Raw genomic sequence first — 22,158 nt, forward strand, 5'->3', positions numbered from 1 at the left:
GGCGAGCAGATTGTGGACCAGCGCTCGCCCGTCACCGGTGCGATGCGCGGTGTAAATGGTTGTGCCGGTGACGGTTCCGGCCATTCGTTGCCAGGGTCCGGGGCATCGGCTGTCTGCTGCTGAACGCCGCCATCGACCACGCTCGCTGATGCGGCGCGACTTCGCTGTTCCTGGCGAGCAGCGGGCGCCTGGCCGACGCCGTGCACCTGTACGAATCGGTGGGATTCGTCGTCCACGTGCCACCGGAGCAGCTGCGGCACATTCCCTACGATCGTGCGATGTGTTCATGAAAATTGTTCTGGTGAAACAGTTTTCGTCCGGCACATACCCCGGCGGTCAGTTGATCGGCGGACGCCCCCGCATGTCCACGCCCGAGCCGTTCCAGTGGAACGACACCGTCGTCGAACTCCCGTCGGGACAGGCGTTGCAGCTACCGGGCGTCTTGTAGGTCAGTACGACGGTGTCGTCGGTGTCGGCTCCGGTGTCGATCGTCGTGAACGCCTGGGCTTTCGGGGTGGCGGTGCCGACGTAGTCGCCCTTGTGGAACAGCAGTGCGTGCTCCGGTGAGCTCGCGGTGGCGCCCTGAATCGTCACCACCACGACCGACAATGTCGAACACCGGTTGTAGGTGCCGCGCAGTGCGGGCGGGTTGTCGTTCCACGCCCAGGTGAGACCGCCACCGGCGTCGTAGGGCGGCAGGGTGGTGACGGCCCGGCGAACCTCCGGCGCCGAGAGGTCGGTCGCGCAGTCCGCCGAACCGGAAGTCGTGACGGAAACGGTTTCCTGCGTGGGGTGGACGACCTGGGTCGGCGATAGCGCCGCAGAGGTAGCCGAACTCGGAGTGGCGGAAGCGGTTTCGGGTCCATTTCCACAGCCGGCCAGTGCGGCGAGAGCCACGCCCACAACCACCGGCAGACAGGCCCGCCGGAGTTGCCGGCGCGGGGTGCGAGGGGCGGCGGAGCGTTGCGCGGTGACGGTCATATGTCGAGTGTGGCGGATGGACCCGATGAGTCCCTTCGTTTTCCGAGCGAACGCTGACCCCAGTTCTCGGGTCGAGCAACTGGGAACCTGCCGGGCGGCCCGGCACCTGCGTAGCGTTTCTACACACGCGTCACCGGGGAAACGCGGCGGAACCGGAAAGGGCAGTGGCGGTTTCACCGGAACCGACGGTCGTCCCCGGTGGCGATGTCATGGCAGGCCCCTCCGTCCCGCGCGACGAGTACGGCGACAACATTCGCTCGATGGTATCGGTCCCGGACCGGGGTGGTCCGCGGTTCGGATTCTGCTCAGCGAATATCGGGTCGGTGCCGCCCGATCGAACCCCGACGGCTCCGCTACCAGTAGCGGACCTGCTTCCCGTCGGTGTCGGTGATGAAGACGGTCGCGTCGGCGGTGTCGAGATCTGCGCGGCGCAGCGGGATGTGGCCGAGGACGATCGGCTCGCCCGTGGCGATCGCGGGGGGCAGGCGGTCGCGCAATTCGCTTGTGGGGAAGAGGGTTCGGCGCGTCGTGGCCTCTGCCAGCACGCCCTGGAGGGTGGCCGGATCGGCGACGGGGGCGCCGTCGGTCGTCACGACCGCGTAGCGGGCTTCGAGGGAGAGGGCGACGAGGGCTCCGGCTCCGCCCCAGCCGGGCGCGTCCTCGCCGGGGGAATGCGCGCGCTGGAGGTGGGCGTTGTGCGCGAAGACGAGGCTCGGCCCGCGGTGCCGCTCCCGCTCGACGATCGCCAGCAGATTCTCGGCCATCATCTCGGCGCGCAGGCTCAGCAGGTCGCCGAGGTGATCGGCGGCCGGGGTCGCCATTGCCGCGTGATAACGCAACAGGCCCTGTGCGGTGCGCGCATGGTCGGCCGCCCGGTCGTAGCCGGTCGGATCGGCCGGCCGCAGGCCCGGACCCGCGCGGTGCAGGGCACTGGCGAGGTCGTCGGCGACGATGCGCAGGGCGCGGGCCCGGTCGGAATTGCCGATGGAAGCGGCCGGGTCGAACATGGCCGCTTCGTTCGTCCAGTCGGCATCCGCGCCGGCCAGGGCGTCGAGGTCGGCTGCCGACGGCGGCCGCAGCGCCGCGGGCAGAGAGTCGGCGACCGCGGCCAGCGTGTCGCGGACTCGGTGCCGCGGAGATCTCCACCGGGGCGTCGAAGCCGTAGCAGTGCACGCGATCCTCCGGCGGCCGGCCGGTGTTGTAGGCGCGCAGCCATTCGACGAGTTCGCGATTGCCCGGTACGGCGCCGAAGCCGTGGCTGAACCCGGTGGCGAGGACCTCGTCGATATCCGCGGTGGCGCCGCGGACGTAGTCGTCGACGCGGGTGGCGGCGAAGAGGTCGATCTCCAGCGCGATCGACCGGAATCCTCGCTGCACGAGGTGGGCCAGAATGTCGTTGCGCAGCAACGGAAATGCCGCGATTCCGTGTGTCGGCTCGCCGAGGCCGAGCAGGGCCGGGGGTTCGGGGCATGCGGCGAGCAGTTCGTCGAGGGTGTGGCCCAGGCTCACCCGATCGTCGAGTGGGCGGCCGATGGCGCGCAGTGTGGTGGCAGTGGACATGGATACCCCTTCCGGCAGCGAATACCTTCGACGCTATCGTTGAAGGTCCGAGTGAAACTTCTGCCGAAACGACCTGGTAAGAACCCGTAGAAGTCTCAAACGGAGGCACATCCTGCGACCCGTCGACCTCGCCCGCGAACACAATTTGTCCGCCCAGGCGATCCGCAATTACGACGAGGCGGGCATCCTGCCGCCGGCCGAGCGCACCGAGACCGGGTATCGCCGCTACACCGCGCTGCACGCGCTGGCGCTGCGCGCATTCCTCGCCCTTCGCGCCGGGCACGGACATCGGCAGGCCGCGGAGATCATGCGCGCGATCCATCGCGGCGACCTCGAATCGGCCTACCGGCTCATCGACGCCGCACATGTCGCCCTGCTGACCGAACGCGGCACTCGCACCGAAGTCGCTACGGCGTTGAGCGGCCTGTCCGCCGCCCCCACACCGGTTCCCGGCCCGCCCCTGACCGTCGGCGAGCTCGCGCGCCGGCTCGGGGTGCACCCGGCCACCTTGCGTACCTGGGAAACTCACGGCATCCTGCGCCCGGCACGCGATCGGGTGACGGGCTATCGCCGGTACGGCCCGGACTGTGTGCGCGACGCCGACATCGCCCGGCAACTGCGTCGCGGCGGCTACCTGCTGCCGCAGGTCGCGCAGTTTCTGGAGTCGTTACGCGAGGCGGGCGGCGCGCAGGCGCTGAGTACCTTTCTCGATGCGTGGCAGGACCGCCTGATCGCCCGCAGCCGACATCTCGTGACCGGCGCCGCCCGGCTCGACGAGTACCTGACGCAGGTGGATCGGATCCGATAGCCGGTCCGGAGACTCGCGCGGCGCCGTAATGGGTTGTGGCGGTAAGGCGATGGGTACGTCAGGTAGATGATCACACCCAAGGAGGCAGCGTGAAACGATGGATCGTGCGTACGTTGGCGATGGCCGGTGCGGCGGCGCCACTGGCGTTCGGCGGCGTGGCCGGCGCCGACACTTCCGGGCCTGTGTATTTCTCCGCGGGGAGTTTGAACTGCTCGATCGCCGACGACGGCAGCGTGGGATGCGACCTCGCCAGTCCGACGTGGATGTCCATCCAGCTCGGCGGCAATGTCTCGGTGCCGGTGCCCTTCCCGGTCCGCGAGGTCGTCATCGACGTGCCGTGGGCGCCCGCGCATCCGGGGTTCGATGCCGGTACTCCGCATACCCTGCCCGGCGGCAATCCGGACATCTCGACCTACGGCCAGAGCGCGGGGTCCGGACCGACGGCCGGACCCGCGGTCTCACACGCCGGGTCGACGTGCGCGGTCGGCTTCCATGGCAGCTTCTCCTGTGATGCGAAGGGCCACCACTTCTTCTACTACGAGCAGATCACCGGCAGCTGACCCCGCCGACGAAAACCCCGGTGGCGCAATGTCGCCCGCATAGGTGTGTTCGGGAGTCACTGTGACGACGTCGGTGATGGCGAGGAGGTCGGCGGGGATCACCCGGTCGGCGAAGTGGTCGAGGCTCGGAACGACCACGGCCTCGGCATCGAGTCGCACCACCGCGTCGATCAACTGCTGGATCGGATCGGTGGTGCGGTTGCTCAATGCCACGGTCTTGCACAGGTTGTAGCCCAGACGCCCTGCCAGCCAGCGGATTTGGGACTCGTCCCAGTGCTGGTGCCGTCGCGAGACATCTCTGCGCAGATATCCGAGGGCAAGGAAGGTCATGTCGGTCCATCCTCGAGTCGACTACACGCGGGCGAACTCGGTGGCCAGTGAGCTTCACTCTCAGCATCTTTCTGGCAAATTCAAGCTTAACGGCGTTTTTCGTGCCGTGACAACCAGCGGCCGGGGGACCGGCACCCGCCTGTCCGGTCGAGTTTGCTGAGGCCGAAATCGTTCTGCACAGGTAGCGGCCATTTTCAGCGCCCGGCGTCCTGCGTCGGAGGTCAACGGGGACAGGCGTTCAGGGCACTTTCATCGCCGCCGTATGCCCTCTGCCCCGCAGGCCGCGCGGATGGGAAGTGTCGGCCCGCGGCGGACGTCGTCGCCTGGATCGACGGTGCCGCCTGGATCGACGGTGCCGCCTGGTTCGACGGTGCCGCCTGGTTCGACGGTGCCGCCTGGTTCGACGGTGCCGCGCCGCTGTCGCGTCCAGCCCGGGATGATCGGAGAACCAGGTTGTTCCGCAAACCTTTTCGTGGCGAGACGGCGAGCAGTGTAATTCCGCGCCGCCTTCTCGCGCCGAAACGCGCGTGACCCCGGCACCGCACTGTGCCGGAGCCACCCGAGGGCCGACGATATCGGCCGGTCTCGGTCAGTCGTGGTCGTACGCCGGTTCCGAGGGATCCGTTTCGGCGGCCACGCCGCCGGAGGGCAGGTCGTAGCCGAGCCGCACGTCGTGTTCGACCGCGCCGCCGGCGACCTCGACCCGGCCCTCGCGCGGCGGATAGCCGCGAACCACCACGGTGTGGGTGCCCTCGGTCAGGTCGGTCACGGCGTAGTGGCCGTCATCGTCGGTGCGGGCCGTGCCGAGTACCGCGCCGGTCTCGTCGAGCACCGTGACCAGGGCGTCGGGGACCGCCCGGTCGCCGGCCCGGACCGCGCCGGTGAGCACGGCCAGCGGGGTCAGTTCCACATCGTGGTGCAGGACGCCGCTGTCGGGCACGGTCAGGGTCATGGCGGCCGGGCGCAGATGCGCGGCCACCGCGACGAGGGTATAGGTACCGCCGACGACACCCGAGCACAGGTATCCGCCGTCGGCATCGGTGACCGCGGCGCCGACGACCTGGCCGCGCAGATCGGTGAGGGTGACGGTGGCGTCGGGAACCGCGCGGCCCGCCGCGCGGACGAAGCCGGACAACTCGCCCGAACCGTGCAATGTGACGTCGAGGCGGTGCGGCCGGCCGTCGACCGAGACGGTGACCGCGGTCGGCTGCTGTCCGCGAGCCGACACGATCAGCACGTAGCTGCCGGGAGCCGGCGGATCGATTACGTACCCGCCCTGCGGATCACCGGTGGCGCGCGAAACTTGATGTCCCTGCTGATCGATCAGCGTCAGCGCCACACCGTCGAGCGGACGGCCGTCGGTCCGCAGCACGTAGCCGGTGATCGAACGCTCCGACCGGGCGGGCGGGGCCGCCGCGGGCATCACCGCGGTGGCTGCGAGCGCGTGGCGACCGGCGGACGCGGCATGCCCGTTGGTGGCAGGCCGGCCGGTTTCGGCCTCGGCGTCCACGCCGGTGACCAGACCGGTGCCGGCCGCTTCGGCCAGTTCGTGCGCCTCGTGCTCGACGTAGTCGCCGCGGGCGAACCAGGACGCGATCGAACCGAGCAGCATCATCACCGCGGCGGCGAGGAACACCACCACCAGGCCCGAGTGGAACGGATCGGAGATCAGGTGCGGGAAGAACTCCTGGCCGGTCAGCACATCGGAGTGCACACCCGGCTTGTCCAGGGTGCCGCTCGGGCCGAGCAATTCCTTGAACGGGTTGTAGCCGAGGAAGGTCGCGAACAGGCTGCCGACCGGCGGCATATCCGCGATCTGTCCCGCGACGTCGGCGGGGACGCCCTGGTCCTTCAGCCCGGAATTCATCGCGCCGGGCAGGGTGCCGGACAGGCCGACGATCATCAGCGAGAAGAAGATGCCGATCGACAGTGCCATACCGCCGTTCATCAGCGTCGCGCGCATACCGGAGGCGACACCGCGCTGCGAGGCGGGGACCGCGGACATGACCTCGGCGGTGTTCGGCGAGGTGAAAATGCCCATGCCGAGGCCGTTGAGCAGGATGATCAGCGCGAACAGCCAGTAGTTGAAGTTCACCGGGATCACGATCAGCAGGACGAAGGTGATCGCGGCGAGCAACAGCCCGCCGGTGGCGAACAACCGCCCGCCGAAGCGGTCGCTCAGATATCCGGACAGCGGTCCCGAGATCAGGAAGCCGATGGTCAGCGGCAGCATGTAGATGCCGGCCCACAGCGGCGTCGATTCGAAGTCGAAGCCGTGCAGCGGCAACCAGATGCCCTGCAACCAGATGATGAGCATGAACTGCAGGCCACCGCGGCTGATCGAGGCCATCAGGCTCGCGAAACTGCCCAGCGCGAAGGTCCGGTTGCGGAACAGGCTCAGGTGGAACATGGGCTGGCGTGACTTCGCCTCGATGACGCAGAACGCCACGAGCAGCACGATGCCGCCGATGACTCCGGTCAGCACCCACGGGTTGCCCCAGCCGGTCTTGGAGTCGCCGTAGGGCTGGATGCCGTAGGTGATGCCGGCCAGCAGAGCCGTCAAGCCGAGGGCGAAGGTGACGGTACCGGGAATGTCGAGCGACCCGGGCGTGCGTGCGCCGTTGTCGTGCAGCGACTTGTAGGACCAGATGGTGCCGAGGATGCCGAACGGCACGCTGACCCAGAAGATGGCCTTCCAGTCCCATTCGGCCAGCAGGCCGCCGATCAGCAGGCCCAGGAACGAACCGGCCACCGCCGCGACCTGGTTGATGCCCAGAGCCATACCGCGCTGCCTGGCCGGGAAGGCGTCGGTGAGGATGGCCGTCGAATTGGCCATCAGCATCGCCCCGCCGACACCTTGCGCGACGCGCCAGGCGATCAGCCATATCGCGCCGCCGCCGAGATCGAACGGATCGAACGACAGCGCTATCGCGCAGACGGTGAATATGACGAAGCCGAGGTTGTAGATGCGGACTCGGCCGAACATATCGCCGAGGCGGCCGAACATCACCACCAGCACCGCGGACGTGAGCATGAAGCCCATCAGCATCCACAGCAGGTAGCTCACGTTGGCGGGTTCGAGCGGATTGAGGTGGATCCCGCGGAAGATCGCCGGCAGGGAGATGATCACGATCGACGAGTTGATCGTGACCATCAACATGCCGAGGGTCGTGTTCGACAGTGCCACCCACTTGTAGTGCGGGTGGTCGTGATCTACCCGGAGCCGGCGGCCGATGGTCTGGATGTCGGAGGCATCCAGGTCCTCGGCGGGTTGGGCGGAAGCCAAGTTCTCTCCCTCATCGACAGAAAAACGGAATGGGTCTCCAAATAATATAGTTGCGATGGCTAACTAATTGAAGGGGAGTATGTCACGTCCGAATTGTCCGGACCTTAGGTTTGATTCGGCGGGCGTGTAATCAGGCGCGACGTGATCGGCGCTCTCGAACGGGGGACACATCGGCGGAAACTTCCGGCAACCGCTGGCCGGCGGGTAGCGTATCGCCGCGCAACATTGCTCTCGGATCGCCCTTGTGTGTCGTAAACCCGATGGTCACCTTTTCGAAAGGAATTGCATGCCAAAGGATTGGACGCAGTTGCAGTTGCTCACCGAACTCGAGCCGGTTGTCGCGGACCAACTGGACCGGCATCTGGCCGCCGCCAAGGAATGGCACCCGCACGATTACGTGCCGTGGGACGATGGCCGCAATTTCGCCGCACTCGGCGGTGTCGATTGGGATCCCGAACAGTCTCGTCTGTCGGAGGTGGCGAAGATCGCCATGATCACCAATCTGCTCACCGAGGACAATCTGCCCTCCTATCATCGGACCATCAGCGAGCATTTCTCCCGCGACGGCGCCTGGGGCACCTGGGTCGGGCGCTGGACCGCCGAGGAGAACCGCCACGCCATCGCCATGCGCGATTATCTGGTGGTCACCCGCGGGGTCGACCCGGTGGCGCTGGAGCAGGACCGGATGGTGCACATGACGCGCGGGGTGCACGCACCCGACTACTTTCACGGCATGCTCGACCAGGTCGCCTACGTGACGTTCCAGGAGTTGGCCACTCGCATCAGCCACCGCTCCACCGGACGGGTGTGCGACGACCCGATCGCCGACCACATGCTCGCTCGGATCGCGGCCGACGAGAATCTGCACATGATCTTCTACCGATCGCTCGCGGCGGCGGCGTTCGACCTGGCGCCGGATCAGGCGATGGAATCGGTCACCAAGATCGCGAAGAATTTCGCCATGCCGGGCACCGGTATGCCGAACTGGCGGCGCAACGGTGTGCTGATGGTCAAGCACGGCATCTACGATCTGCGCCAGCATCTCGACGAGGTGCTGAATCCGGTGCTGCGGTACTGGAATGTCTTCGGCCGCACCGATTTCACCGATCGGGGCGAGCGCGCCCGCCAGGAGCTCGCCGACTATCTCGACAAGCTCGGCCGCGACGTCGTGCGCTTCGAGGAGCAGCGGGCGCACATCCTGGCCCGGGAAGCTGCCAAGGCCGAGACCCGGGATCCGGCGCGGGTGTAGCCGGGCGATGTGAGATCAGCGAGCCATGGGTTTTCCGTGTCCCGGTATCAGCAGCCGTGGCCGGTGGGCGAGCAGGGATTCCGCGGTGGTGTGGGTCTGTGTCTCGTCGTGGTTGAAGACCTCGGGTAGTGCTTGGAGTTCGGTGTCGGGAAGCAGTGGATGGCCGGTGACCAGGGCGTCGCCGCCGAAGAGGATGCCCTCGTCGGGCATGAGATAGGCGGTGTGGCCGATGGTGTGCCCCGGCGTCGGGACGGCCACGATGCCGCCGGGCAACTGCCGCAGGGTGTTCTCGTCGTAGGTGGTGGCGGTGGGGACGCTCATGCGGACGTGGCCGCCCAGCGCGCGCAGCGTCTGGAACACCCACCGCGGTCCACCGGGAGTGCGGAGCTGGCGGGCCATATCCACGGGAGTGATCTGCTGCAAATATTCGCGACGGGCGTGCGCGGCCTCGTCCGCGCCCGTGTAGACCGGCACACCCGTGCGTTCGACCAGGGTCGGGATGGCGCCGATGTGGTCGAGGTGGGCGTGGGTGAGCAGAATCGCCGCGAGATCGGCCGGTTCGTGGCCGATCTGGCGGAGCGAATCGAGTACCGCGCCGGTATCACGCGGATAGCCGGCGTCGACGAGGACCACGCCGGAATCGCCGGTGATCAGCGACCAGTTGACGTTCGTTCCGGCCACCACGTACACCGAATCGGCGACCTGCTCGATGGCGCTCATGCGGCGACCCTCCTGCGCTCGTGCCGTTTCCCGGCCGGCCGCGACCGGCCGGCGGTGGTGTTCTCCCGCGTCCGTGCCGCGCTCGGGATGCGCGGGACGACTGTGGTGTCTGGTGCCGCGGTACGGCGCAGGGCGGTGGCCCGGTACCGCGGGTTGCCGAGGTCGACGTGGTTCTGCACACCGGCGATGGTGGTTGTGGTTGCGGCATCGCGCAACCACGCACCGCTCATCTCGGACGATCCGTCGCGACGGACCGGCCGGTGGCGCTTGCGCACATCCGCTGTACGCCTCAGCACGCGGCGCGGGTGGGGATCGAAAGAAGTTGTCCGGGAACCAGTTCGACAGGGCCATCCGCCGTCTGCAGGGTGATCGGGTCGCCCGAGGTGAGGGTCAGCGTGGTGTTCGCGGGCGCGATGTGAACGGTCGTCCGGCTGGCGCCGATCGCCAGGCCGCGAATGGTCAGGCCGTCGGGAAAGCCGCTGGGCAGCATGGGATCGATGGACGGGCCGCTCTCGGTCCAGCGCAATCCGAGGGGAGCGTAGAGCAGTCCCTGCAGGAATCCCGCGGCACCGGTGACGAAGATCCACGCCGACTGCCCCTGCGCGTTGGCACCCGACCGGTCCCCGCGCGCCTCGGCCTGGAATGCGTACGGTTCGCGGGCGTAGGGCTGCACGGATCGGTCCAGGTAGTACTGGGTGCGGCAGGGGTCGTAGCGGGCACTGAGGATCGCGCCGACGCTGTTGCTCATATTCGGGCCGTCCGGATCGGTGCGGTCGAAGTAGTACCGCGTGGTCGCGGCCGGCGAATAGCCGGGCGCGGCATAGGTGAACGGGTAGCTGAGCAACACCGTGTCGGCCTGTTTGATCGGGGCGCCGGTGTAGCCGAGATATTCGGCGGGCACCCCGGGCGCGATATCGGGCGGCATCGCCATATGCGCTGCGATATCGGCCCAGCGCGGGTCGATGGGAAGACCGGAGAGTCCGGCGGCTCGGGCAGCGATGTCCATCGTGTTGCGCACACCGCCGTTGGTGAGGGCGTTGTCGACCGAGAAGGTGACGTACTCGTCGGATCCGGCGGCCGGGGCGAAATGGTAGGCGCCGTCGGGCAATTTCGGCCCGATCCGCGCGGTCAAGTAGTCGGCGATCGCGGTGATGACCGGCGCGCCGCGGGTGCGTAGCCATTCGCGATCGCCGGTGGCCAGGTAGTACTGCCATTGGGCCAGGGCGATCTCGTTGTGCAGATGTTCTTCGGTCAGGCCGCAGCCGATCGGGGACGCGCAGCGCTGGGCGGGCCCGTCGTCCCAGGGATACAGCGCACCGGGCAGTCCGTAGCCGCGGGCGTTGGCCCGGGCGGCGGGTAGTGCGGCGGCGCGGAAATCGACCACGGTGCGAGCCAGGTCCGGATACAGCGCCAGCAGCGTCGGGAAGATCCAGGTCTCGGCATCCCAGAACGTCATGCCCCCGTAGTCGTCGGACGACAGCCCCGCCGGTTGCACCGACCAGCGCTCGCCGGCGCGGACGCTGGCCAGAACGGAATACAGGGCGGCGCGGATCCATCGGGTGTAGTCGGTGCGCCCCGGAGCGTCGATGGTGGGCTGCCACAACCGATCCCACTGCGCGGCGTGGGCGGAATGTGCGGCCTCGAATCCCTGGGCGCGGCCCGACTCGGCCGCGGCGGTGGCGGCGGCCAGGGGATCGGCTCCGTAATCGGTGGAGGAGATTCCGGTGTAGGCGGTGAAGGTGTAGCTGTCGTTCCCGGTGACGGGCAGAAGGTATCGGATACCGTCGGCGCCGGGCAGCGCGGTGCCCGCGGCCCGCGGCGGGGAATCGACGGACGACACCACGAATGCCGTGTCCGACGTTCCCTCGGCGCGGACTCCCGACACCGTGCGTCCGCTGCTCGGATCGGCCGTCGTCGTCACCGGGACGACCCGCCGCGCCGCCGCGCCGTCGATCCGGTCGACGACCTCGAGCTCGCCCGGGCGCTCGGGTGTGACGGTCAGTTTCTGTACCGCGAGATCCGGCCGGTCGCGGGAGACGAAGGTGTCGTAGCGAAGCCGCAGCCGGTGCTCCGGATCCGGCGTCCAGTCGACCCGGGTGGTGACCGTCGCGGTGCGGTAGTCCAGTGTCTGCCGATAGTCGTGCGCGGTCGCCGGATCCACGTCCGCGTCGTATCGGTGCCCGCCGATCTCGACGGTGAGCCCGGACCACGCGGGCAGTGCGGCGATCACCTGGGTGTACTGCGGTGACGGCGCGGCCTGCGCGTAGAACCCCGCCAAATACGTTCCGGTATAACGGGATTGCTGCAGCGGGAAGGAGGTCCGCACCGCGTCGCCGTAGTCGTGGTAGCCGCCGCCGCTGGGCGGCAGCACCGTCCCGATCCGGCCGTTGCCCAGATAGGGCGCGGCGTGGAAATCGCCGGGTGCGAACGATTCCGACGTCGAGGACCACAGCTCGTCCGCCGGGGTCGCGGTCGCCGCCGGCGGCGGTGTGGCCACCACACCGAGGGCGACGATCACAACCGGCCACAGGCGCCGACGCCGCGCAGCGGGCGTCCTTCGGATCGGGCTCACCCCGAAGATCGTCGGAACCGGCCGTCGCGTGGTCAACCCGACACGCGCGGCGCGGTCCGATATCGGGACGGAAATATCGCCCGGCGCCTCAGTTTTCGGCGAAGTCGATCCCGTTTCCAGAGAAGTCGATTCCAGAGAAGTCGATCTGGGCGGCCGCGTTGCCGACCGCGGTCACCATGCCGGTGCCGATCGGCCCGCAGGAATCGAAAAGTGTTGCGGTGCCGACGGATACACCGTTGCCGCTGAGGTGGGTCTCGGCCCGCAGCCCGATCCGGTCGCCGACGGGCAAGCGGTCGAGTGCCACGGTGAGGTCGGCATTGATGTATCCGATGCCCTGCGATCCCCAGTTGGTCACCAGGCTGGTGGACTCGGCGGCGACCACGGCCTCCACGAACGCGCTGCGCTCCTCACCCTCGACCGCCCCCAGCGGCACCGCCCACAGGCTCTTGCGACCGGAGTTCTGGTGGTCGCCCATCGACGTCGACCAGTCGTTGTGGCTGCGGTACCACCAACCCACCCCCGCGTCGGTGGGCGGGTCGAACGGATCCTCGGAATGCCACTCCTCGCCCGGAGGGGCGTCGGTGGCGCGCAACTGAACGAGGCGCGCCTGCGCGACCTCGACCTCACCCTGGCGGAGCGTGGCCGAGGCGATGTGGATCCGCCGCCCGGCGCGGATCACCTCGGTGTGCACCTCGAGGGGCTGGCCCTTCGCCGCCTTGAACAGGTCGATGGTGAATCGAGCCGGCACGAAACCGGGCAGCCCGTGTTCCCGTTCGAGGGTGCGCGCGGCGGCCGCGCAGACGGCGGGGCCGCTGAGCATATCCGCACCCCAGCGGCCGTACGCCCACTTCCGGGGCAGGTACCGGCCGGCGTCGTCGACGGTGAACATGGCAGGCATATCGGTCATCAGCCCATAGTGGCCTATCGCCGCCGGCGGTCGTCGGCCGACTCACTTGGTGGGCAGGGCGTTCTGCAACCCGCCGCCGTCGGTGATCTTCCGGCCCGTGTTGCGGTCGATGGTGAGGGAGTAGGTCACGGTGGTGCGCCATCGGGGTCTGCGCGCTGGTCGATGTCACGTCCAGGTCGGCGCGGTGCGTCGGCTCGTCGCGCAAGGGGAAACCGCGTGATGGCCAGGCGGTTTCAGTGCAGGGGCGCCCAGCCCGGCCATTGCCGCGGACCTTCGTCGCCGCGGATACAGGCCAGCCGCCACCGTGCCTGGTGGAGGTGAATCGGGTCGGCGACGGCGGCACGGACGGCATCCATCGTCATCCGCAACTCGACGATATCGCGCAGCAGGAAGAAGCCCGGCCACCGCAGGACGTCCAGGTGGTAGGTGTCGCAGAACCGGGCGTACTGCGCGCTGGTGATCCAGCCCAGCGAGGCGTAGGCGATCGCGGTCGGTATCAGATCCCATTCCGGCGGGCCGATCGACAGGTTCTCCAAGTTCAGCATCAGTACGTCGTGGTCGACAGTGGCGGCGAACTCGCGGCCCCAGGCCTCGCCGTGGATGACGCACCACTGCATCCCACTCGGCAGATCGGCCCACCGCCCGCGCAATTCGGCGAGATGTTCGCGCAGCCAGCGCCGGTCGTCGCCGGTCGTCAACTCGGCGGTGTCGATCAGCTCGGCGATTCCGCGAAACGGCTGCAGTTGACCGAGGGGGAACGTCGTCGGCGGCGCCAGGCTGTGCAATCGCAGCAGTGCCTGGGCCATATGGTCCAGCGCGCCGTGCTGGTACAGCGGCGGAACCTGCCAGAATGTCACCGTCCGCCCTTGTATTTCGAGCGGTTGACGCACGTCGGGCAGGGTGCGCAGCGCGGCGACTCCGGATGTGGTGAGCCAGCGGGCGGCCTGGATCTCCCGGCGTGCCTCGGGCCGATGATCCGGATGGCTGATGCGCACCACGACCCCACTGGGTAACTGGTAACCGGTGCCCGCGCCGAACCGCACCTTCTGTGCGCCGTCCGCCTCCATGCCGGCACTCGAACACGCGGCGCGCAGAACCGACAGTGTCCCGTTTCCGGATAGTTGGGCGGTCATACGCATCCTCGAGTCCCTGTTGAGGCCCTCATCCTTGCCCTTATTCTGATCGATCGGCGAACCGTCCGACGTGTTTTCGAGCAACGTCACGGTTACCGATTGCTGAGGCCGAGATCACGTCCGCTCGGTCGGAGACTGCCTCACATCCCTGTTAGGGTTTCTAACCGGAGATTTACTCCGCTTCCGTCTCGTGGGGAGGAAACCACTTTTGGCGCGCGTCAAATCCCGCCCGCACTACAACGTCGTCTTCGCGGTGCTGCTGCTCGGCATCTCCGCCTACGCACTGCTGCAGTCGATGGTCGTGCCGGTACTGGCCTTGCTGATTCCGGCGCTGCACACGACGCAGAGCACCGCGACCTGGCTGATGACCGGATATCTGCTCTCGGCCTCGGTGGCGACGCCGATTCTCGGGCGGATCGGCGACAAGGTCGGCAAGGAACGCATGCTCGTCGTCACCCTGGTCGCGCTGACGGTCGGTTCGCTGATCGCGGCGCTGACCGAATCGGTCGGGGTGATGATCGTGGCGCGGGTGATCCAGGGCCTGGGCGGTGGGGTGATTCCGTTGGCCTTCGGCATCATTCGCGACGAGTTCCCGGCGAAGAAGCTGCACGGCGCGGTGGGGATCGCCTCCTCGCTCCTCGCCGTCGGCTCCGGGCTCGGGCTGGTGCTGGCGGGCCCGATCGTCGAACACCTGAACTATCACTGGCTGTTCTGGGTGCCGATGATCATCACCGCGCTCGCCGCGGTGGCCGCGATCCTGTTCGTGCCGGAATCGCCGGTGCGCAGCCCGGGCAATATCAATTGGGGCGCGGCGATTCTGATGTCGGCCTGGCTGGTGGCGTTGCTGCTCGCGGTGAGCAAGGGGCCGTCCTGGGGCTGGGGTTCGGCGCTGACACTGGGCCTGTTCGCGCTGGCCGTGGTGGCGGCCGCCGCCTGGATCGTGGTCGAGCTGAAATCGGCCACTCCGCTGATCGATATGCGCACCATGCGGATTCCGGCGGTGTGGACCACGAACCTGGTGGCCGTGCTGACCGGCGCCGGAATGTACGCCCTGATGACCTTCCTGCCGCAGCTGCTGCAGACCCCGAAAGCGGTTGCGGGATACGGCCTGAACGCCAGTATCACCCAGTCCGGGCTGTACATGCTGCCGATGTCGGTGGCGATGTTCGTGATCGGCCTGTCGATTGGGCCGCTGGCGGCGCGCATCGGCCCCAAGGCGATCGTGCTGATCGGCAGCGTCATCAGCGTTCCGGCGTTCGTGCTGCTCGCGGTCGGGCACGACCACAGCTGGGAGATCTACCTGGCGGGTTCGCTGCTGGGTATCGGTATCGGACTGGCCTTCTCGTCGATGCCGGCCATCATCGTCGCCGCGGTGCCGCCCGCCCAGACGGGCGCGGCCACCGGGATGAACGCCAACGTCCGCACCGTCGGCGGTGCGATCGGCAGCGCGGTGTCGGCTGTGCTGCTGACCTCGGGCGCCCCTACCGCGCACGGACTGCCGGCGGATTCCGGGTACACCCGGGTCTTCGCGTTCCTGGCCGGTGTTTCCGTCCTCACCGCACTGGCGGCTGTGATCGTTCCGTCGGTGCGCGCGCATGCGCCGCAGGCCGTCGCCGCGGAGTCGGACGGCATCGTGGAGACGGCGGAGCTCTCGCAGCCGCAACCGGTTGCCGCGCAGCATGGCAGTGCGGTGGCCGCTGGAATCGCGGGTGTGGCGGCGCCGCAGGCGGTGGATTTGGCGGGCGACGACCGGGCCATCGGTGGCAGCGTCCGGCGGGAGAACGGCCGGCCGGTGCCGGATGCGGCGCTGACGCTGATCGACCCACGCGGACACCAGGTTTCGCGCGCCGCAGCTGGAGCCGACGGTAGCTACCGCCTTCCCACCCCAGGGCCCGGCAGTTATGTGCTGATCGCCTCCGCCGCCGCGCATCGCCCGGTGGCCGTCACCGTCGTCGCCGGCGCGGTAGCGCAGACCGTGGATCTGACGCTGCCGAGTTCCGGTGAGCTCACCGGTACCATCCGCCGCGCCGACGACGGGAAACCTGTTGCGGGAGCGACGGTTACCCTCACCGATCCGTGCGGAGAGGTGATCGGGGCAGCGGTGACCGGCGGCGACGGCGGCTACAGTTGCGGCGGCGTCGCGTCGGGTACCCACACCCTGGTCGTGGTCGCCGAGCGGATGCAACCCACCGCGGTCACCCTGACCATCCCCGAGAGCGGACTGCTGCACCACGACGTCGACCTGGAACCGATGGCGACGCTGGCCGGCGCCGTGCAGGCGCACGGCAAGGCGGTCGCCAACGCCGAGGTGACCGTCCTGGACGCCGACGGCGATCGGATCTCCACCGCTCGCACCGACCACAACGGCCGCTATGTGGTCTCCGATCTGCCCGCCGGTCACTACACCGTGGTGGCGCGCGGATATCCCTCGGTGAGCAGCACCGTCACCGTGGGCGCGGGCCGGAGCACCCACGATGTGGAACTCGGCTACGACGAATCGGCACCCGTGCGCTGCGGCTGAATCAAGCCTCGATCTGCGGGTGTGACGGCGCCGTCGACCACTCGGGTGATGTCGGCGGCGCCGGAATTGAGCTGATCCGCACCGGTCTGCAGCGTCCGGCTGCCGGCCTCGAGCGCGCCGAGCCCGGCGCCGATCTGCGCGCCCTGTCGCCGATCGTGCGCGAGGCCGCCCTAAGTGCCTGGAGTGGAGCGACATCCCCACCGTTCAGCCCAGCACCACGAACAGCACCACGATGACGACCAGCGCGACGACCATGGTGACCACCAGCAGGAGCGGGCTCGTGCGGCTGGTCACTCGCCGCTAGCTGCCGACCTCCGCGCCCCGGATGCGGGTATGCGCGGTGAGCAGCAGGTGGTCGAAGGCGGTGATGGTTTCCGGCGCGGGCGGCGCGACGAGGGGAAGTTCCTCGATGATCTGGGCGGCCAGGTCGCGCAGTTTGGTGTTGGTCTCCTGCGATCGCCATGCCAGCACCTTGAAGGCCTGTTCGGCGTTGATGCGGTACATGCGCATCAGCACGCCCTTGGCCTGTTCGATCACCGCGCGGTTCTCGATCACGTCGGGCAGCGTCGCGGACAGGGTTTCGCGTTCGTTCTCGGCGAGGGTGTCGGTGAGGTCGATGTAGAAGCCGGCGGTGGCGGCGACCTGCCCGGCGTCGTCGTAGATCCGGTCGGCGACGACCATCACGTTGTGCACCTCACCCGCCGTGTCGACGAACCGATGCCGACTGGAGAACGATTCGCCCAGTTCGATCGCGCGGGCGATCGTCTTGGCGACCTCCTCGCGATCGTCGGGATGCTTGTGCGCGAGCAGCAGTTCCGTGGTCGGCACTACTCCGCCGGGTGTGTAGCCGTGCATGCGATACACCTCTTCGGACCACTCCCAGCGGCGGGTGGCGAACCAGAACCGGAACGACCCCACTCTCGGCATAGTGCCGGCGGTGTCCGAGCGAGGCTCGGGTGTCGCATGGTTGCGAATGGAGTCGGTTCTATGCACAAGCATCATTATGTTCGCGGGGTGGGCCCACTGCCGTTGTTCGAACGCACAGTGGACTGAACCGTTCGTTTTCCGTCCTGAGGCGGCCCCGTACCGGAATATGCCCCGGTCCGGCGCTCAGCCGGCGAGCGCCGCGGCGGGCGAGCGTCCGTAGTGACGGCGGTAGAGCGCGGCGAAACGACCGGGGTGGCCGAAGCCCCAGGTGGCGGCGATGGCGGCGACGCTGTCGCCGTCGTGGGCACTGCCCGCGATCAGGTCTTCGTGGGCTCCGCGCAGCCGCATGCGCTTCAGATACGCGGTGGGCGTCGTGTCGAGGTGGCGGCGGAAGGCGATCTGCAGCGCCCGCACGGTCACATAGGCAGCCGCGGCGATGTCGGTGACCGCGATGTCGTCGTGGATACGGGCTTCCATGTAGGCCACCGCGCGGCGCACGGTCAGCGGATGCGCGTCCCGTCGATCGAGGGGGCTCGCCTCCAGGCCGGCGGTGGTCGGAAACGCGTCCAGCACGGCCGCCGCCAGGTATTGCGACGCCGTGGACGCCACCAGCGGCGGCACGTCGCCGTCGTACGACCCGGCGAGCTGGTGCATATGGGAGATCACCGCGGTGAGTCGATGACCTGCCTCCGGGGTCACGGTGCGATGGCCCGCGAGAGCTACCTCTCCGTCCTCGGGCCGATCCGCCGAGGCGACGCGGTTGAGCAGCGCGGGATCGAACATCGTGATCGTGTAGCGGGCCTGGTGGATGACGCCGGAATACGGCAGATCGGGCGGGGTCAGAACTCCGATTTCGCCCGGCCCGAAGGTATCGGTATCGGCGTCGACGTAGTTCTCCTCGACAGATCCGGATTCGACACCGACCAGGCAGATCTTGTTCAAGGGATCGGCGTCGTAGCTCATGTCGAATCCGAGTTCGAGCCGGTCGAGACTCACCCCGCCCAGCATGTCGCGCGCGATGCGGCTGCGGACCGGCGCCTCGGTGGTTTTGCCGATCTCCATCGTCGTGTAGTTCCGATTCAGGAACTGCTCGGTGGCAGCCAAGCTGTCGCTGTCGAACTCTACTGTCATCGGTCGGTGATCCTCCGCTGTGCCACTGCCACTGCTCCGGGCACGGTCGCCTGGCCCAGGCCGCGCCGTGCGGACTTCGAAGCCTACTTGTCCATAGTGTTGCGACGGAGCGCGTCGTGTCACCCGAGGGTGACATGATTCTCGAAGTGGTAACGAATTCGCGCCGGAAATGATCAGAGAAGTGACGCGAGCGGGCTGCGGTCCAGGTCACGGCGCAGATGTGCGACATCGTCACAGACGTACGCCGCACCGTCGGCCGCCAATTCGCCACGGGATATCCCGCCACTCAGGACGCCGATCGCCGCCACCCCCAGCTTGGTGCAGGCGCGCATGTCCCAGACCGTATCGCCGACGAACACCGCTCGCTGCGGCGTGACCCCGGCCCGGTCCAGCGCCACCTGGACGATGGTCGGGTCGGGTTTGGCCGTCTCCACGTCTTCGGCGCCGGTCACCGCGTACAACCACGGCTCGGCGTCGAGCAGGTCACGCAATCGAGCCAATTCGTCGGGTGGTGCGGAGGTGGCGAGGACGACGCGCAGGCCCGCGTCGTGCATATGTCGCAGGATCTCGCGGGCGCCGGGCAGCAGGGGCAATTCGTCGGCGCGGTCGAGGTAGTAGCGACTGTGTAGATCGCTCGCGGTATCGGCGGCCTCGCTGTCGAGATCGGGGGCGAGGGTGCGCAGCAGTTCGTCGCCGTCCATGCCGATACTGCGGTGGATCCGCCAGATCGGAACGTCCGCGTCGACCTCGCGGAAGGCTCGATGCCAGGTCACGGCATGCAGATAGTTGGAATCGACGAGCGTGCCGTCGATGTCGAAGAGGACGGCTGCGGGTTCGGGCACGGCATCTCCTTCTTCCGGTACAAGCCTGCGCGCTTCCGGTACAAGCCTGCGCGACGAGCCATTCGAGAGCAGACGCCACTGTACGAGCAGACGCCACTGCACGAGCGGATGCCGGTGTTGCGTCGGACATCCTCGCCGGAGTCGCCGGATGGCCACTACCGGGGCCACCCGGAACGGTGCCGGAGATCACCCCGCGCGAGGACGCCAACCCGACAGTCGCCGACGGTCCGCCGCGGCGGTGACCGCTCGCGCCGTCACCGGTTGCCGGCCACCGGCGCGGGCAGCGAGGGCACGCCGTCGGTATCCGCGAAAGCGTCTGTCCTGAACTCGTTTTCGTGGTCCACGGCCGTCCGCCCCGGTTCGCGGCGCAACCAGCGCGGTGCCCACCAGCAGGCGTCGCCGAGCAGGCGCATCGTCGCCGGAACCAGCAGCACGCGCAGGATCGTCGCGTCGATGACCAGGGCGGCCACCATGCCGAAGGCGATGTACTGCATCATCACCAGATCCGACAGCGCGAAGGCGCCGGTAACGACCAGCAGGATCAGGGCGGCGGCGGTGATGATGCGTCCGGTGTGGGCGACGCCGGCGCGGATCGCCGTGCGGGTGGACGCGCCCGCGGCTCGGGCCTCGACCATGCGCGAGAGCAGGAATATCTCGTAGTCGGTGGACAGCCCGTAGATCACCGACACGATCACCACCAGGACCAGCGCCATGATCGGTTGCGGGGTGAACCCGAGCGGCCCGGCGCCGTGCCCGTCGATGAAGATCCAGGTGAGGATGCCGACCGTGGCGCCGAGCCCGAGCAGATTCAGCGCGGCGGCCTGCAACGGCAGCACCAGCGACCGGAAACTCCGTGCCATGAGCGCGGTGGTGGCGAGGAATACGAGGGCGACCACCAGCGGTATCCGGTGCACGAGGGCGTCGATACTGTCCTTCTCGATGGCGGGCTGCCCGCCGACGAGCAGGGTGGTGCCCTTCGGCAGCGGCATCGAACGCAGGTAATCGATCGCCGCATCCTTGTCGGCGGTAGGCGCGAGCACCGTTTGGGTGGTGAACACGCTGGACTGCGCGGGCCGCTGCAGCCAGGCGGGGAACGGCGTCGCGAGGCCCGGGGCGTGGCCGGCCTCGGCCAGCACGGTGTCCTCGGCGGCGGGGTCGTAGGTGATCAGCACCAGATCGATCGGATTGATGCGGCGCAGCGGGAAGATCTCGTCGAAGTGTTGCTGGGCCAGCCGCGTCGGATGATCCGGTGGCAGGAACCGTTCGTTGATCGCGCCGAAGGCCAGATCCCGGATCGGCGCGATCAGCACCAGCAATCCGATGACCACCGAAACCGTCACGAGCAGTGGCCTTTTCATGACACGGTCGGCGATCCGCCCCCACAGATTGTCCGGAATCCGGCCCGGCGGAGTGGTCCGGCGGAACCAGGAGACGCCGAAGCGGTCCACCCCGTGGCCGAGCACCGCCAACATCGCGGGCAGCAGTGTGACCGAGGTGAACGCGGCCAGCGAGATGGTGATGATGGCGCCGTAAGCGAACGAGCGCAGAAAACCTTGCGGGAACACCAGGATTCCGGCGGCGGCCACGGCCACGATGGTCGCGGAGAACGTCACGGTGCGGCCCGCGGTCGCCACGGAACGCCGCACCGCGTCGTCGACCTCGCGGCCGTCGGCGAGTTCGTCGCGGAACCGGCTCAGCACGAACAATCCGTAGTCGATGGCCAGGCCCAGCCCGACCATCGAAACCACCGGTGAGACAAAGGAATTCACCTCGGTGACGGTGGTCAGCAACCGGATGAGACCCCAGGCGCCGAGGACGGTGAGCCCGCCGACGATCAACGGCAGCGCCGCCGCCACCACACCGCCGAAGAGGAAGAACAGCAGCACCGCCACCGCGGGAATCGCGAACAGTTCCATGCGCTGCTGATCGTGGGTCATGGTGTCGTTCAGTGCGCCGGCGACCGCCTGCCCGCCGGCGACCTCCATATTCACTCCCGGAACATCGAAGGCGTGCGCGACAGCTCGGAAGTTGCGCATCTGCTCGGTGGGGTTGTCGCCGTGGATGGCGATCGAGGCGAAGGCGTGCGCACGGTCCGCGGAGCCGAACACGTCCGGTAGCGCCACACCCGTTCTGGTGGGCCAGTACGCGCCGTTCACGCGGTCGATCTGCCGCGGGTACCGATCGGGCAGACTGTTCAGACTCGCCACGATCGGCGCGGCGAAGGCCGGATCGTCGATCGTCGTGCCGGGCGGTGCGTGATACAGCAGAACCACGTCGGCGCTGTGGTCGCGCCCGAAGATCTCCTCGTGCACGTGCGCGGCCCGCACCGATTCCGAGGACGGATCGTCCCAGCCGCTGGAGCTGAGATGCGCACCGAGGCCGAGCCCGTACCAGCCGAGGGCGAGCAGGCCCGTCACCAGCACACCGATCACCGTGAACCGCCGGCCCAGCACGACATCGGCCCAGTGATTCGATTCGGCGGACAAGTGCCGGCTCCCAACTGTTTGCGCGGATCGGTTCGGCTGTGGTTTCGCGACGCTCGTCCCGAGACCGGAACTGGGATTTCGGCGGAATTTCCGGACATTAACCGCCGCGTTGTCGTGGGGACGGCCGACAGCTCTCTCGAGAAAA

The 22,158-nt window shown here is 68.3% G+C and carries 17 protein-coding genes and 2 pseudogenes; 4 read left to right on the plus strand and 15 right to left on the minus strand.

Annotated features, from left to right (window positions below; genetic code table 11):
- Window positions 1-336: 336 nt before the first annotated feature.
- From C5E41_RS16950 to C5E41_RS35130, 3 genes and pseudogenes are all read right to left on the minus strand, one after another.
- Complete coding sequence (locus C5E41_RS16950) at window positions 337-981, minus strand: LppP/LprE family lipoprotein (RefSeq protein ID WP_104376789.1); 645 nt, start codon at window positions 979-981, stop codon at window positions 337-339.
- Window positions 982-1,334: 353 nt separating this feature from the next.
- Window positions 1,335-2,270: an erythromycin esterase family protein gene (locus tag C5E41_RS35125; protein ID WP_308706071.1), complete on the minus strand. Its 936-nt coding sequence runs from the start codon at window positions 2,268-2,270 to the stop codon at window positions 1,335-1,337.
- Window positions 2,188-2,541 (minus strand): annotated as a pseudogene (locus C5E41_RS35130) (erythromycin esterase family protein); the annotation flags it as partial. The gene C5E41_RS35125 and the pseudogene C5E41_RS35130, both read right to left, overlap by 83 nt.
- A gap of 112 nt (window positions 2,542-2,653) precedes the next feature.
- Between C5E41_RS35130 and C5E41_RS16960 the strand changes: the two are divergent.
- Complete coding sequence (locus C5E41_RS16960; protein ID WP_104376790.1) at window positions 2,654-3,349, plus strand: MerR family transcriptional regulator; 696 nt, start codon at window positions 2,654-2,656, stop codon at window positions 3,347-3,349.
- Between the two features lie 89 nt (window positions 3,350-3,438).
- Window positions 3,439-3,909 carry a hypothetical protein gene (locus C5E41_RS16965; RefSeq protein WP_258081027.1) on the plus strand — a complete coding sequence of 157 codons (471 nt, stop codon included), beginning with the start codon at window positions 3,439-3,441 and terminating at the stop codon, window positions 3,907-3,909.
- Here C5E41_RS16965 and C5E41_RS33335 read toward each other — a convergent pair.
- The 3 genes and pseudogenes from C5E41_RS33335 to C5E41_RS35140 form a co-directional block, all read right to left on the minus strand.
- Complete coding sequence (locus tag C5E41_RS33335; RefSeq protein ID WP_146097582.1) at window positions 3,808-4,239, minus strand: hypothetical protein; 432 nt, start codon at window positions 4,237-4,239, stop codon at window positions 3,808-3,810. The two genes, C5E41_RS16965 and C5E41_RS33335, sit on opposite strands and share 102 nt — an antisense overlap.
- 589 nt (window positions 4,240-4,828) lie before the next feature.
- Window positions 4,829-5,662 carry a carboxypeptidase-like regulatory domain-containing protein gene (locus C5E41_RS35135; RefSeq protein ID WP_258081034.1) on the minus strand — a complete coding sequence of 278 codons (834 nt, stop codon included), beginning with the start codon at window positions 5,660-5,662 and terminating at the stop codon, window positions 4,829-4,831.
- Window positions 5,663-5,806: 144 nt separating this feature from the next.
- Window positions 5,807-7,525 (minus strand): annotated as a pseudogene (locus C5E41_RS35140) (MFS transporter); the annotation flags it as partial.
- 286 nt (window positions 7,526-7,811) lie between these two features.
- Between C5E41_RS35140 and C5E41_RS16980 the strand changes: the two are divergent.
- Window positions 7,812-8,774, plus strand: coding sequence for an acyl-ACP desaturase (locus C5E41_RS16980; RefSeq protein WP_104376793.1), 963 nt, complete (start codon window positions 7,812-7,814; stop codon window positions 8,772-8,774).
- A 15-nt stretch (window positions 8,775-8,789) separates the two neighbouring features.
- Here C5E41_RS16980 and C5E41_RS16985 read toward each other — a convergent pair whose 3' ends face one another.
- The 5 genes from C5E41_RS16985 to C5E41_RS17005 all read right to left on the minus strand — a co-directional run bounded on the left by C5E41_RS16985 (window position 8,790) and on the right by C5E41_RS17005 (window position 14,106).
- Entirely contained in the window at window positions 8,790-9,494 is a 705-nt protein-coding gene (locus tag C5E41_RS16985; protein ID WP_104376794.1) for an MBL fold metallo-hydrolase, read from the minus strand.
- Window positions 9,491-9,724, minus strand: coding sequence for a hypothetical protein (locus C5E41_RS16990; protein WP_146097583.1), 234 nt, complete (start codon window positions 9,722-9,724; stop codon window positions 9,491-9,493). The genes C5E41_RS16985 and C5E41_RS16990 overlap by 4 nt, the downstream gene beginning before the upstream one ends.
- Window positions 9,725-9,783: 59 nt before the next feature.
- Window positions 9,784-12,066 (minus strand): glycoside hydrolase family 65 protein, encoded by a 2,283-nt coding sequence (locus tag C5E41_RS16995; RefSeq protein WP_146097584.1) that lies wholly within the window; start codon window positions 12,064-12,066, stop codon window positions 9,784-9,786.
- An 88-nt stretch (window positions 12,067-12,154) separates the two neighbouring features.
- Window positions 12,155-12,973 carry an acyl-CoA thioesterase domain-containing protein gene (locus C5E41_RS17000; RefSeq protein WP_104376797.1) on the minus strand — a complete coding sequence of 273 codons (819 nt, stop codon included), beginning with the start codon at window positions 12,971-12,973 and terminating at the stop codon, window positions 12,155-12,157.
- A 233-nt stretch (window positions 12,974-13,206) separates the two neighbouring features.
- Window positions 13,207-14,106, minus strand: coding sequence for a phosphotransferase (locus C5E41_RS17005; protein ID WP_181063281.1), 900 nt, complete (start codon window positions 14,104-14,106; stop codon window positions 13,207-13,209).
- Window positions 14,107-14,314: 208 nt separating this feature from the next.
- Here C5E41_RS17005 and C5E41_RS17010 point away from each other — a divergent pair, with 208 nt between their 5' ends.
- Entirely contained in the window at window positions 14,315-16,627 is a 2,313-nt protein-coding gene (locus C5E41_RS17010) for an MFS transporter (RefSeq protein WP_104376799.1), read from the plus strand.
- 300 nt (window positions 16,628-16,927) lie between these two features.
- On the opposite strand, the gene C5E41_RS17015 is transcribed toward C5E41_RS17010, so the two are convergent.
- The 4 genes from C5E41_RS17015 to C5E41_RS17030 all read right to left on the minus strand — a co-directional run bounded on the left by C5E41_RS17015 (window position 16,928) and on the right by C5E41_RS17030 (window position 22,013).
- Window positions 16,928-17,554, minus strand: a complete 627-nt coding sequence (locus tag C5E41_RS17015) for a PAS and ANTAR domain-containing protein (protein ID WP_439956441.1) — start codon at window positions 17,552-17,554, stop codon at window positions 16,928-16,930.
- A 183-nt stretch (window positions 17,555-17,737) separates the two neighbouring features.
- On the minus strand, window positions 17,738-18,685 hold the full coding sequence (locus tag C5E41_RS17020; protein WP_104376801.1) for a helix-turn-helix transcriptional regulator: 948 nt from the start codon (window positions 18,683-18,685) through the stop codon (window positions 17,738-17,740).
- Between the two features lie 173 nt (window positions 18,686-18,858).
- Window positions 18,859-19,527, minus strand: a complete 669-nt coding sequence (locus C5E41_RS17025; protein ID WP_104376802.1) for an HAD family hydrolase — start codon at window positions 19,525-19,527, stop codon at window positions 18,859-18,861.
- Between the two features lie 254 nt (window positions 19,528-19,781).
- Window positions 19,782-22,013, minus strand: coding sequence for an MMPL family transporter (locus C5E41_RS17030; RefSeq protein WP_104376803.1), 2,232 nt, complete (start codon window positions 22,011-22,013; stop codon window positions 19,782-19,784).
- Window positions 22,014-22,158: the final 145 nt, after the last annotated feature.

Source organism: Nocardia nova (assembly GCF_002933465.1).
GTDB lineage: Bacteria > Actinomycetota > Actinomycetes > Mycobacteriales > Mycobacteriaceae > Nocardia > Nocardia nova_B.